General features: G+C 71.6%; 12 protein-coding genes and 1 tRNA gene. 7 read left to right on the plus strand and 6 right to left on the minus strand.

Annotated features, from left to right (window positions below; all coding sequences use genetic code 11):
- The first annotated feature begins 116 nt into the window (after positions 1–116).
- Positions 117–1,529 (plus strand): APC family permease, encoded by a 1,413-nt coding sequence (locus DEJ06_RS05600; RefSeq protein ID WP_111038677.1) that lies wholly within the window; start codon positions 117–119, stop codon positions 1,527–1,529.
- A gap of 22 nt (positions 1,530–1,551) precedes the next feature.
- Positions 1,552–2,916: an NAD-dependent succinate-semialdehyde dehydrogenase gene (locus tag DEJ06_RS05605; protein WP_111038678.1), complete on the plus strand. Its 1,365-nt coding sequence runs from the start codon at positions 1,552–1,554 to the stop codon at positions 2,914–2,916.
- A gap of 316 nt (positions 2,917–3,232) precedes the next feature.
- Here the strand turns inward: DEJ06_RS05605 and DEJ06_RS18200 are convergent, their stop codons facing one another.
- The 4 genes from DEJ06_RS18200 to gabT form a co-directional block, all read right to left on the minus strand.
- Positions 3,233–3,391, minus strand: coding sequence for a hypothetical protein (locus DEJ06_RS18200; protein WP_155896911.1), 159 nt, complete (start codon positions 3,389–3,391; stop codon positions 3,233–3,235).
- Between the two features lie 76 nt (positions 3,392–3,467).
- Entirely contained in the window at positions 3,468–4,838 is a 1,371-nt protein-coding gene (locus tag DEJ06_RS05610; RefSeq protein ID WP_111038679.1) for an NAD(P)/FAD-dependent oxidoreductase, read from the minus strand.
- A complete protein-coding gene (locus tag DEJ06_RS05615; protein WP_111038762.1) occupies positions 4,835–6,322 on the minus strand; it encodes an NAD-dependent succinate-semialdehyde dehydrogenase in 1,488 nt (495 codons plus the stop codon). Before DEJ06_RS05615 ends, DEJ06_RS05610 begins: the two co-directional genes overlap by 4 nt.
- Positions 6,323–6,390: 68 nt before the next feature.
- Positions 6,391–7,752 (minus strand): 4-aminobutyrate--2-oxoglutarate transaminase, encoded by a 1,362-nt coding sequence (gabT, locus tag DEJ06_RS05620; RefSeq protein WP_111038680.1) that lies wholly within the window; start codon positions 7,750–7,752, stop codon positions 6,391–6,393.
- Positions 7,753–7,844: 92 nt separating this feature from the next.
- On the opposite strand from gabT, the gene DEJ06_RS05625 reads away from it, so the two are divergent.
- Positions 7,845–9,380, plus strand: a complete 1,536-nt coding sequence (locus DEJ06_RS05625; protein WP_111038681.1) for a PucR family transcriptional regulator — start codon at positions 7,845–7,847, stop codon at positions 9,378–9,380.
- 20 nt (positions 9,381–9,400) lie between these two features.
- Entirely contained in the window at positions 9,401–10,018 is a 618-nt protein-coding gene (locus tag DEJ06_RS05630; protein ID WP_111038682.1) for a TetR/AcrR family transcriptional regulator, read from the plus strand.
- On the opposite strand, the gene DEJ06_RS05635 is transcribed toward DEJ06_RS05630, so the two are convergent.
- The gene (locus DEJ06_RS05635; RefSeq protein WP_111038683.1) at positions 10,001–10,702 is read right to left on the minus strand and encodes an NUDIX domain-containing protein; all 702 of its coding nucleotides are present in this window, start codon (positions 10,700–10,702) and stop codon (positions 10,001–10,003) included. The two genes, DEJ06_RS05630 and DEJ06_RS05635, sit on opposite strands and share 18 nt — an antisense overlap.
- 90 nt (positions 10,703–10,792) lie before the next feature.
- Here DEJ06_RS05635 and DEJ06_RS05640 point away from each other — a divergent pair, with 90 nt between their 5' ends.
- A complete protein-coding gene (locus tag DEJ06_RS05640) occupies positions 10,793–11,272 on the plus strand; it encodes a hypothetical protein (RefSeq protein WP_071404146.1) in 480 nt (159 codons plus the stop codon).
- Between the two features lie 86 nt (positions 11,273–11,358).
- Here DEJ06_RS05640 and DEJ06_RS05645 read toward each other — a convergent pair.
- Positions 11,359–11,445: transfer RNA gene (locus tag DEJ06_RS05645), tRNA-Leu, on the minus strand.
- A gap of 86 nt (positions 11,446–11,531) precedes the next feature.
- Between DEJ06_RS05645 and DEJ06_RS05650 the strand changes: the two genes are divergently transcribed.
- Together DEJ06_RS05650 and DEJ06_RS05655 are read left to right on the plus strand one after the other, a co-directional pair.
- Entirely contained in the window at positions 11,532–12,212 is a 681-nt protein-coding gene (locus DEJ06_RS05650; RefSeq protein WP_110863674.1) for a DUF3662 and FHA domain-containing protein, read from the plus strand.
- Positions 12,209–12,760 (plus strand): FHA domain-containing protein, encoded by a 552-nt coding sequence (locus tag DEJ06_RS05655; protein ID WP_071404144.1) that lies wholly within the window; start codon positions 12,209–12,211, stop codon positions 12,758–12,760. The genes DEJ06_RS05650 and DEJ06_RS05655 overlap by 4 nt, the downstream gene beginning before the upstream one ends.
- Positions 12,761–12,762: the final 2 nt, after the last annotated feature.

Here is a 12,762-nt window from a genome sequence, read left to right on the forward strand (position 1 = left end):
CAGCGGGCCCCGATGACCTGTACACCGCGGCCGGTCCGCCCACTGCCGACCCGTCGGTATGGTGCTCCGAACTGATCCGGGCGACGCTGCCCGGCCCCGAAGAGCAGGGAAGTCACATGGCATCACCGATCGCGGTCACCGCGCCGGCAGCACCGGTGCGCGGCGGGTCGCTGAAGCGGAGCCTCGGGCTCTGGGCGATCGTCGGACTCGGCCTCGGCTACATGACCCCGACGGTCGTGTTCGACACCTTCGGGATCGTCTCCGAGCAGACCGACGGCGCGGTGCCGAGCGCGTACCTCATCGCCCTGGTCATCATGGCGCTCACCGCGATCAGCTACGGGAAGATGGTGCGCGTCTACCCCGCCGCCGGTTCCGCGTACACGTACGTCCGGGAGTCGATGCACCCGAACCTCGGCTTCATGGTGGGCTGGGCGTCACTGCTCGACTACCTGCTGCTGCCCATGGTGAACGCCCTGATCATCCGGCTCTACCTGGAGCAGGTGTTCCCGGGGCTGCCGCCGTGGGTGACCGTCGTCGTCTACTCGGTCTTCGTGACGACGGTGATCTGCCTGTCGATGCGCGGTACGTCGAACCTGAACATGGTGCTGCTCATCGGTGCGATCCTGGCGATGATCGCGTTCGTGGTCTTCACCGTCATCGAGCTCTCCCAGGGTGCCGGTGCGGGCACGATCGTCAGCGCCGAACCCTTCGTGCACGACGGCGTGACGATGTCGGCCCTGCTCACCGGGGCGACGGTGGTGTGCTTCTCGTTCATCGGCTTCGACGCCGTGACGATGTACACGGAAGAGGCGAAGTCGATCCGCATCATGCCGAAGGCGATCATGCTGACCGTCCTGCTCGGCGGCGCGATCTTCCTGGTCTCCGCCTACTTCGCCCAGCTCCGCTTCCCCACGAACGCACCGTTCGGTGAGTTCACCGACGACCCGCTCCCCCAGATCGGCCTGCTCGTCGGCGGTCCGGTGTTCCAGGCGGTCCTCGTGTCGGCCGGGTTCGTCGCCGCACTCGCCTCGGGTCTCGCGTCGCACGCCAGCGTCGCCCGCATGCTCATGGTGATGGGCCGGAACAACGTCCTGCCGAAGCGGGTCTTCGGCTACGTGCACCCCCGCACGCACACCCCGGTGTTCAACGTCGTCTTCGTCGGCGCGGTCACCCTGCTGGCGATGAGCTTCTCGCTCGACACGATCGCGGCCTACATCAACTTCGGCGCCCTCATCGCGTTCACCTTCGTCAACGCCACCGTGATCGTGCACTTCGCGATCCGGAACGGACGTCGTCACACGGCGGGCGACCGCTGGCGCTACATCGTGCTGCCGGGGGTCGCGATGCTCCTGACCGGGGTGCTCTGGTCGCAGCTCCATGCCGACGCCCTGATCGCAGGAGGAGTGTGGGCGGCGATCGGGTTCGTCTACCTGCTCGTCATCACGAAGGGCTTCCGGGTCGCACCGAAGGGCTTCGACGAGAACCAGCCCGTCACCGGTGTGAACAAGCAGCTGACCGACCAGGCCTGACCGGCCACCACGAGAGGACGCCATGTACGCCGTCACCGACCCCACCACGGGCACGACCCTCGAGACCTACCCGACCATCACGGACGCGGAGCTGCGCGACGCCATCGCAGCCGCCGACCGCACGCACACCGAGTGGTCACGGACGACGACGGTCGCCGACCGTGCAGCCCTGCTCCACCGGGTCGCGGACCTGTACCGGGAGCGGCACGCCGAGCTCGCCGCCACGATCGTGCGCGAGATGGCGAAGCCCATCGACCAGGCCGAGGGCGAGGTCGACTTCTGCGCCGACATCTACGACTACTACGCCGACCACGCCGAGGAGTTCCTGGCCGACCAGCCGATCACCCTTGCGGACGGGTCCGAGGGGTCCGCGTTCATCCGCAAGGCCTCCATCGGCGTCGTGCTCGGCATCATGCCGTGGAACTTCCCCGCGTACCAGATCGCCCGGTTCGCCGGCCCGAACCTGGTCATCGGCAACACCGTCCTGCTCAAGCACGCACCGCAGTGCCCGGAGTCCGCCCTGGCCATCGAGCGGATCTTCCACGACGCTGGCTTCCCGGCCGGGGCCTACACGAACGTGTTCGCGACGAACGACCAGGTCGCCGACGTCATCGCCGACCCGCGGGTGCAGGGCGTCTCGCTCACCGGTTCGGCACGCGCCGGTGCCGCGGTCGCCGAGATCGCCGGCCGGAACCTGACGAAGGTGGTGCTCGAACTCGGCGGCTCCGACCCCTTCATCGTGCTGTCCACCGACGACCTGGACGCCGTCGTCGAGTCCGCCGTCGCCACCCGGCTCGAGGGCAACGGTCAGGTCTGCAACGCCCCGAAGCGGTTCCTGGTGGTCGACGGCCTGTACGACGACTTCCTGGCGAAGTTCACCGCGGCGATGTCGGCGGTCGAACCGACCGATCCGAGCGTGCCCGGTGCCGAACTCGGTCCGTTGTCGTCCCCGGCCGCGGCCGATCGGCTGCAGGAACAGCTCGCGTCCGCCGTCGAGCAGGGTGCGACCGTCGTCACGGGCGGCGACCGCCAGGGCAACGCCTTCCTGCCGACGATCCTGACCGACGTCACGCCGGACAACGACGCCTACCGCGAGGAGTTCTTCGGCCCCGTCGCCGCCGTGTACCGCGTGGCCGACGAGGACGCGGCGATCGCCCTGGCGAACGACACCCCGTACGGCCTCGGCTCGTACCTCTTCACCACCGACGCCGACCAGGCACTCCGGGTCGCCGACCGGATCGAGGCCGGCATGGTCTACGTGAACATCGTCGGCGCGGACAGCCCGGAGCTGCCGTTCGGTGGCGTCAAGGGCAGCGGCTTCGGCCGCGAGCTCGGCCCCCTGGGGGCCGACGAGTTCGTGAACAAGAAGCTGATCCGCATCGGCTGACCGGCGCGGAGACGCCGGCGTCTCCGCCAGACGCCGCCGAATCCGCCGGCGTCTCGCCGACGGGACGGCGTCCGATCAAGACGCCGGTGTGTTGCAGCGGGCCCACGACGGACGGGAGGCGCGGTGCCAGCTGGCACCGCGCCTCCCGTCCGCTCGTCGGTCGCCGCTCCCACGTCGCCACCGGAAGACGCCGTCGTCACGCTTCGACGCCGCGGAACGCGCGAGACGCCGCCGGATCCGGCGGCGTCTCGCTGACGTGGAGGCGTCGAGCGAACACGCCGGCGTCTCACGCCGCCGCTCCGCTCGTGGGTCGCCGCTACTGCTGCGGGTCGGCGGGCTCGCCGCCGGAGTCCGTGTCGCTGTCCTGCTGCGGGTCCTCCGTCGCGTCGCCCGTGGGCGACCCGTCCGGCAGGTCCTCGGTGTACTGCTCCTGGTCCTTGGTGGGGTCGCTGGACCCGTTCGCTGCGTCACTCATGGCCCGGACGGTACGCGCGAGCGCCTGGGTACGTCAGTACCTGGACAGGTCATCCAGCCGTGACCCACCGAGGTGGTTACCGCGTCGCAGCGGCCTGCGGGACGACCGCCAGGATCTCCTCGGCGACCTCGCGGCCGATGCGCACGGCACCGTCGACGTGCTGGTAGCCCTGCCCGGCCAGGTCGCTCGAGGCGAAGCGGATCGGACCGACCGCGGCACGCTGGTCGGCGCCGTAGCGGACGAGCCCGCCCAGGTCGAAGCTCGCCGCGTAGGCGCCGCGCGTCCACTCCTCGGTGCCCCAGTCGCTCTCGTAGTAGACGACGGGCGACAGGGCCTCGTCACCGTAGTAGTGCGCCAGCGAGGCGAGCACCCGGGCCCGCCGTTCCTCGGTCGACAGCGCGAACAGGTCGTCGGCGTGCTGGTCGGAGACGAACCCGACCAGGGTCCCCTGCTCCGAACCGTGCGAGGTGTTGTCGTACGCCTCGTGCACGACCTCGTACGGGCTGAACGCGGTGCCGGACAGGCCCACCGCCCGCCAGAAGGGACGGTCGTAGACGGCGTGCACCTTGATCACGAAGCCCATCGACAGGTGCTGGTGCAGCTGGTGCTGGCGTCGGGGCAGCGGCGGCTCGTACGAGATCCGCGAGTACAGGGGCGGCGGGACCGCGACGAGTGCCTGTCGGGCGTGCACCTCGATCCCGCCGTCGGCGAGCGCGACGACCCCGTCGTCGCCCCACCGCAGCGTCCGGACCGGGGCGTTCAGGTGCACGTCGTCGCCGAGGCGCTCGGCGAGCCGCTCGGACACCTGCTGCATGCCGCCGACGACCCGCTTGTCCAGGATGAAGTCGGCGTCGACCAGGTTGGTGAAGCTCCCGGCGGACGCCGCCATCAGCAGGGCCTGCAGCGCCGAGAACGCGTGCGCGGGCTTCGTGAGCATCGCGCCGGCGATGAACAGCTCGACGTTGTCGGTCGCGACCCGGTCGGGGCTGAGGTCGTGCAGCCAGGCGCGGAACGAGACCTCGTCGAGGGCGGCCGCGTCCGGGGTCGCCCAGGGGCGCGCCGGGTCGACCTTCGCGACGTACTCGTCGACGACGGCGACGAGCCGTTCGATCTCGTTCGCCGTGGGCTCGGGCAGGGGGAAGATGTCGCCGGTGTACTCGGTCCGGGTGCCGTCGGCGTCGATGTAGACGCTGGAGCCCTCGCGGTACCGGTCGTACGTCTGCAGCCCGAGCTCGTCGAGGGTCTCGAGCAGTGCGGTCTGGTCGGGCGAGACCCACTGTCCGCCGATCTCCAGGGTCACCCCGTCGATGTCGTTCGTCCAGGTGCGGCCCCCCACGCGGTCGCGGGCCTCGAGCACGGCGACCCGCAGGCCGGCAGCCCGCAGGCGGTTCGCGGCGGTGAGACCGGCGACACCGGCTCCGATGACGACGACGTCCTTCTCGATCATCGAGCTGCTCCTTGTGCGGTCGTGGTGCTGTCGGTGTGCCGGAACGGGTCCGGGGTGAGCGTGTACATGGTCTCGAGGTACTCGGCGATGCCCTCGCCGCCGCCCTCGCGACCGAGGCCGGACTGCTTCACGCCGCCGAACGGTGCCGAGGCGTTCGACACGACCCCGGTGTTCAGCCCCAGCATGCCGGTCTCGAGCCGCTCCATCAGGCGCTGCCCGCGTGCCGGGTCCTCGGTGAACGCGTAGCCGACCAGACCGTACTCGGTGTCGTTCGCGGCGGCCACGGCCTCGTCCTCGGAGCGGAACGTGCGGATCGCGAGCACCGGCCCGAAGATCTCGTCGTCGAGGATCGCGCTGCCGGGCTGCACGTCGGTCAGGACGGTCGGCGCGTAGAACGTGCCGGGCCCGTCGACCGGGTGCCCGCCGGTCCGGACCGTCGCCCCGCGCTCGACCGCGTCGGTGACCAGGCGGTGCGCCTTGTCCACGGCGCGGGCGTCGATGAGCGGCCCGATGGCGACGCCGTCCTCGGTCCCCCGACCGACCCGCATCGCGGCGACCCGTTCGGTGACCCGGCGCGTGAACTCGTCGGCGACGTCCTCGTGCACCAGGAACCGATTCGCGGCGGTGCATGCCTGGCCGGTGTTCCGGAACTTCGCGGCGAGCGCGCCCTCCACCGCCAGGTCGAGGTCGGCGTCGGCGAACACCAGGAACGGGGCGTTGCCCCCGAGCTCCATGCTCGTCCGGAGCACGTTCTGCGCCGCCTGGCCGAGCAGTGTGCGTCCGACCGGCGTCGAACCGGTGAACGACAGCTTCCGCAGGCGGGGGTCGGCGATCACGGGCGCGGAGACGTCGGCGGCGTGCGTGGTCGGGACGACGTTGACCACCCCGGCGGGCACGCCGGCCTCGACGAGCAGGTCGGCGAACAGCAGGGTGGTCAGCGGCGTCAGTTCGGCAGGCTTCACGACGACGGTGCAGCCGGCGGCGAGCGCCGGAGCGATCTTGCGGGTCGCCATCGCCAACGGGAAGTTCCACGGCGTGATCAGGAACGCGGGCCCGACGGGCTTGTGCGCGACGGTGGCGCGGCCGGTCCCCTCGGGGTTGGTGCCGTACGAACCACCGATGCGGACCGCTTCCTCCGAGAACCAGCGGAGGAACTCGCCGCCGTACGTGACCTCGCCGCGGGCCTCGGCCAGGGGCTTGCCCATCTCCAGCGTCATCAGGAGCGCGAACTCCTCGCGTCGCTCCTGCAGCAGGTCGAACGCGCGGCGCAGCACCTCGGCGCGCTGCCGCGGGGGCGTGGTCGCCCAGCCGTGCCGTGCGGCGACGGCGGCGTCGAGCGCCTTCCGGCCGTCCTCGGGTGAGGCGTCGGCGATGTGCAGGAGTGTTTCGCCGGTCGCAGGGTCGACGACGGCGAAGGTCGCGTCGTCGGCTGCCGGCTGCCAGACACCGTCGACCAGGAGGCCCGTGGGGACGCGGTCGAGCACCGCCTGTTCGGCGGCTGGTCCGGTGGCGTCGGGGACGCTGGGCCAGGCTGTCGCGGGGATGGTCGCGCTCACGACGCGGCCAGCCCGTCGAGGACGACGGTCAGGCCGTCGCGGAGCAGGTCGTCGTCGATCGACAGCGGGGGCAGGAAGCGGACGACGTTGCCGTACGTGCCGGCCGTGAGGGCGATGACCCCGTGCTCGAACGCGTACCGCACCACCCGCCCGGTGAGCCCGGGGTCGGGATCACCGGTGGCGGGGTCGACGAGCTCCATCGCGACCATCGCACCGCGGCCGCGGACGTCGCCGATGCGGGGGTCGTCGGCCTGCGCGCTGCGCAGGGCGTCGAGCAGGACCGCACCGATCTCCCCGGCGCGCTCGACGAGTCCGTCGTGCTCGAAGGCGTCGATCGCCGCGAGGGCTGCGGCGCAGGCGATCGGGTTGCCGCCGTAGGTGCCGCCGAGGCCGCCGACGTGGGTGGAGTCCATGATCGCTGCACGCCCGGTCACGCCGGACAGCGGGAGTCCGCCGGCCATCCCCTTGGCGGTCGTGACGACGTCGGGCACGATCCCCTCGTGCTCGCTGGCGAACATCGCGCCGGTGCGAGCGAACCCGGTCTGCACCTCGTCGGCGATGAACACGACGCCGTTGGCGGTGGCCCACTCGGACAGGGCGGTGAGGAACCCCGGTGCCGGGACGACGAAGCCGCCCTCGCCCTGGATCGGTTCGATCAGGACCGCGGCGGTGTTCTCGGCGCCGACCTGCTTCTCGATCTGGCTGATCGCACGCTTCGCCGCTTCGGGCCCCGACAGCCCGTCGTGGAACGGGTACGACATCGGGACGCGGTAGACCTCGGGTGCGAACGGCCCGAAGCCGTTCTTGTAGGGCTGGTTCTTCGCGGTCAGCGCCATCGTCAGGTTCGTGCGGCCGTGGTACGCGTGGTCGAAGACGACGACGGCCTGCCGACCGGTGTGCTTCCGGGCGATCTTGACGGCGTTCTCGACGGCCTCGGCCCCGGAGTTGAACAGCGCCGTCCGCTTCTCGTGGTCGCCGGGGGTCAGCCGGTTGAGCGCCTCGGCCACGGCGACGTACCCGTCGTAGGCGGCGATGGTGAAGCAGGTGTGCGTGAAGGCGGCGACCTGCTCGGTGACGGCGGCGACCACGCCGGGGTGGGCGTTGCCGACCGACGTCACGGCGATCCCGGACCCGAGGTCGACGAACGAGTTGCCGTCGGCGTCGACCACCACGCCACCACCGGCCGCGACGACCGCGATGGGCACGGCGACGCCGACCCCGGCCGCGACGGCGCCGGCCTTCCGGGCGAGCAGCTCCTGCGATCGCGGACCCGGGACGGCGGTGACGAGCCGTCGTTCCTGGGGCAGCGACGGGCCGCCGGTGGTCGCTCGGTTCGCGGACGCTGCGGTGGAGGACATGCCGCGATGGTAGGAGCCACCACCGCACACTCGTACTGTCCACGGCGTACATCGACACCCGGGCGGATCGACCCGGTGGATAGGGTGACGGCATGCCCGCAACGCTGCGCTCCCTGCTGCACCGGGGTGGACTCCACCTGCGCCCGCTCACCGACGCGGACGAGCACGCCCTCGATGCCCCGCTGTCCTGGCTGCACAGCTCGGACCTCGAGGACCCGACCCCGTTCCTCGCCGAGGGACAGGGACTGCTCACGACCGGCACGCAGTTCGGTGCCGAGGCCGACGTCCGCGACGACGTCGCCGAGGCCTACGTCCGGCGGCTCGTGGACCGCGGTGTCGTGGCGCTCGGGTTCGGCACCGAGGTCGTCCGCGCCGGCACCCCCGACGTCCTGATCGCCGCCTGCACCCAGCACGGACTGCCGCTGTTCGAGGTGCCCTACGAGACCTCCTTCATCGCGGTCGCGCAGGCCAACGCCGAAGCGGTCGCACGGGACGCCAACGCACGCGGTGCCTGGGCCCTCGCCGCGCAGCGTGCCATCTCGCTCGCCGCGATGCGACCGGACGGACTCGGCGCGACCATCGCCGAGCTGTCCCGGCAGCTCGACGGGTGGGTCGGCCTGTTCGACGTCTCCGGGCGGCTCGACCGCGGACACCCCGCCGACGCGCTACCCGCTGCCGACCTCGACCTCCTGCGGACCGAGGCGCTGCGGCTGCTGCGCTCCGGGCAGCGGGCGAGCCTGCCGGTCGCCACGGACCGGGGCGTCGGGTACACCCTGCAGACGCTCGGCAGCGGCGGGCACCTGAGCGGCGTGCTCGCGATCGCGAACGGCGGAGCCCTCGACCGGGCCGGACGCGAGGTCGTCACGGCCGTGATCGCCCTGGCCGGCCTCGCCCTGCAGCAGAACCGGGAGCTCGCCCGTGCCCGGGGGCTCCTGCGCACCGGACTCCTCACGATGCTGTCCGTCGGCGAACCCGAGGTGGTGCAGGCGACGTCCCGCGAGGTGTGGGGGCCGCTGCCCGCCGAACCCGTCCGGATCGCGGCTGTCGACGTCCCCGACCGCGACCTCGACACCGTGGTGGACCTGCTCGAACTGTGGGTGCAGGAGCGTCCGGGGCACCTGTTCTTCGCGGTCGACGACGCCGTGTTCCTCTGCGTGAACGCGGACGACACCGGGATCGTCGCCGAACTCGTCGACCGCTTCGACCTGCGCGCCGGCCTGTCCGACGGCGCCGCGTACCGGTCGTTCGGACGCGCCCGCACCGAGGCCGTGCAGGCACTCGACCGACGCCGTGAAGGACGCCCGGGCACCACCGAGTTCGGCGACCTCGCCCGAGAAGGGGTGCTCGCCCACCTCGCCCACGTCGACGTGGACGCCGGTGCCGTCGCCCGCGCGTTCCTCGCCCCGCTGCTCGACCACGACCGCACGGCCGGCACCGAGCTCACGGGCACCGTCCGGACCTGGCTGCAGGAGAACTGCGAGTACGACCGCACCGCACGGGTCCTCGGCATCCACCGGCACACCGCCCGCGCCCGGGTCGAGCACGCGGGTCGGCTCCTCGACCGTGACCTCTCCGTCTTCTCGACCCGGGCCGATCTCTGGGCAGCCTTCGTGGTCGAGGGCGCGTGACGCGTGGATACGGTGGGACGATGCCGTCGACACCGGCCCGCCGGCGCCTGAGCCCGGCCGAACGCGGAGCCCAGATCACGGCGGCCGCCGTCGAACTGGCGCGTGCCGAGGGCCTCGCGGCGGTGACGCTCCGCGGGGTCGCCGCCGTGATCGGGGTCGCGCCCTCGCTCGTCGCCCACTACCGCCCGAGCATGGAGGACCTGGTCGGCGAGACGTTCCGCACCGTCGCGGACGCCGAGGTCGCCGAGGTCCGCGCGATCGTCACCGCTGCGCCCGACCCCGTCTCCGGCCTCCGCACCCTGCTCGGTTGCGTTGCCGACCCCGCCCGCGACGACGTCGCCACCCTGTGGGCGGACGCGTGGAGCATCGGCCGCACGAACGCGGCACTGGCGACCGCGGCACGGGACGTCATGGACGACTGGCAGCGCCTCGCCACCACGGTCGTCGCCGACGGGGTGCGCGCGGGTGTGCTCCACACCGACGACCCGGACGGCGTCGGACGCCTGCTCTTCGCGCTCGTCGACGCCATCAACGGGTACGCCCTGGTCGACTACCTCGACCGCAGGACCCGCGAGGCACTGGTCCGCACGACGATCGCACGAGCGGTGGGCCTGGACGGGTCAGCCCTGTCGGGGTGACACCCGCCGCAGTGCCTCTGACCGCATTGCCACCCACTGCAGCAGCATGATCGTCTTGCCGTCGGCGATCCGACCGTCCGCCACCATCGCGAGCGCCTCGTCGAGCTGCACCTCGAGCACCTCGATGTCCTCACCCTCGTCCTCGATGCCGCCGCCGGCCTCGACTCGGTCCGCCGGGGTGTACGCGCCGAGGTAGAAGTGGACCCGCTCGGTGACCGAACCGGGGCTCATGAACACGTCACCCAGGTGCTCGAGCGCGCCGAGCCGGATGCCGAGCTCCTCGGCGGCCTCACGCCGGACCGCGGTCTCGGGGTCGTCCTCGTCGAGCAGTCCCGCCGCGGCCTCGATCAGCATGCCGTCCGGGTGTCCGTTCACGTACGCCGGCCACCGGAACTGCCGCGTGAGCAGGACGGTGCCGCGCTCGGCGTCGTACGGCAGCACCGTCGCGCCGTTCCCGCGGTCGTAGGTCTCGCGCTGCTGCCGGTCCCACCGACCGTCACGGCGCCGGACGTCGAGGGTCGTGCGACGGAGCACGTGCCACCCGTTCGACACCACCTCGACGTCCCGCACGACGACGTCCGGGTTGCGGTCCAGGGCACGGCCCACGGCGTCGAGGCCCGTCCGACCGCGGTCGTCGGGGACGTCCACTCCGGGACGTTGGACGGTGGTGCGTTCGTCGGTCACCCGGTCACCGTAGCGGGGCGCCTCGGCAGGACCCCGTCCGCTCGGTACGCTCGACGTGCCGCACCAGGGAGCGGCAGAGGGCGGTGCAGCATGACCAGGACGTTCATCCTCCGACGACCGGACCGACCGCAGGTGGTCACCGTGTCCTTCGTGCTGTGGCTGGTGTGGGTGGCAGCCTGCGTCGCGGCCACGGTGCTCCAGTTCTTCGCGACGGACGCGGCGGTCGGCCAGGCGCCGGTCCTCGCCGGGATCGTCGCCCTGGTGCTCTGGGCCCTGGTGACGTGGGCGGTGTTCCGGATGGCCGCGGGCTCCCGCGTCGCGCGCATCGTGCTCGTCGTCGTCGCGGCCTTCCGCGCGCTCCTGAGCGTCACCGGCGGCGAACTCGCGGTCCTGACGATCGCGCTGTCGGTCGTCGCCGCGGTCCTGCTGTTCCTGCCCAGCGCGCGCCCGTTCTTCGCCCCGCAGCAGGCCCGGAGAGCCGACCACGGGTTCGACGGAACCGGCGTGTCGGGGCCGAGCCGTGCCTCCAGGCCGGATGCCGACCACACGACGGACGCCGACCGGGGCTGAGGCCGGACGCGTCGACGGCCGTCCCCGGCCCGGCCCGAGAAACAGGAAAGGCCCCGGATTCCTCCGGGGCCTTTCCTGTTTTCGCCTGGTGCGCGAGGGGGGACTTGAACCCCCACGCCGTTTCCAGCACACGGACCTGAACCGTGCGCGTCTACCAATTCCGCCACTCGCGCCAGCCCCGAAACACTACCACGCACAGACGGGTGTCAACGCCAACCACTACCATGCAGTGGTTGACGACCGACGACACGGGAGACGCATGGGCCTGCTGGACAACTTCGAGCGAGGGTTGGAACGCGCCGTCAACGGCGCGTTCGCGAAGACCTTCCGCTCCGGGGTGCAGCCCGTCGAGATCTCGAGCGCCCTGCGGCGCGAGCTCGACACGAAGGCCGCGGTGGTCTCCCGCGAGCGCATCCTCGTGCCGAACGAGTTCACCGTGCGCCTGGCGCCGCCCGACTTCACGCGCATGAACGACGTCGGTCGCCCGCTCATCGACGAACTGACCCAGATGGTGCACCAACACGCCGTCGCGCAGAACTACTCGTTCTCCGGCCCGGTCACCATCCGGCTCCAGCAGGACGGCACGCTCTCGACGGGCATCCTGCAGGTCGACTCCACCACCGTGCAGCGCGACGTCGCCTGGATCCCGGTGCTCGACATCGGCTCGCAGCGACACCGACTGCACCGCGGGCGCACGGTGATCGGGCGCGGCAGCGACGCGGACATCACCATCGCGGACACCGGGACGAGCCGGAAGCACGTCGAGGTGCTGTGGGACGGCAAGCACGCCCAGGCCACCGATCTCGGCTCCACGAACGGCTCGAAACTGAACGGTCAGCACTTCCAGCAGGCGATCGTTGAGCCGGACTCCACCATCGAGATCGGTCGTACCCGTATGGTGTTCCGGGTGATCCCGGAGAACGACGGAGGTGCTCGATGACCACAGGCCTGACCCTGCTCGTCCTGCGCTTCGCGTTCCTCGCGGTGCTCTGGCTGTTCGTCTTCGTGATCGTGTTCGCCCTGCGCAGCGATCTCTTCGGCCAGCGCGTCCGCACGATCCCGACCGATCCCAAGTCGGCGCCGTCCGGGCCCAGCACCCCCACCGTCCCCGCTGCGGCGGCCCCCGGGCCCGCCTCGAGCGGTGCCTTCACCGACGTGATCGGTCAACCGAGCAGTGGGCAACGGCCCGCCTCGCCGGCCGCGGCCCGACTCGTCATCACCGAGGGTGCGCGCGAGGGCATGGAGATGCCGCTGGGTGGCGGCCCCATCACGATCGGGCGTTCGAGCGAGTCGAACGTCGTGATCCGTGACGACTACACCTCGACCAACCACGCCCGCCTCGACCTCCGCGCCGACGGCTGGCTCCTCACCGACCTCGAGTCCACGAACGGCACCTTCGTCAACGGTCAGAAGGTGAGCGCTCCCGTCCTCGTGGCAGAGGGCACGCCCATCACGATCGGGACGACGACGTTCGAGCTGCGGCGGTAACC

It is taken from the genome of Curtobacterium sp. MCLR17_051 (assembly GCF_003234395.1).
Classification (GTDB): Bacteria; Actinomycetota; Actinomycetes; order Actinomycetales; family Microbacteriaceae; genus Curtobacterium; species Curtobacterium flaccumfaciens.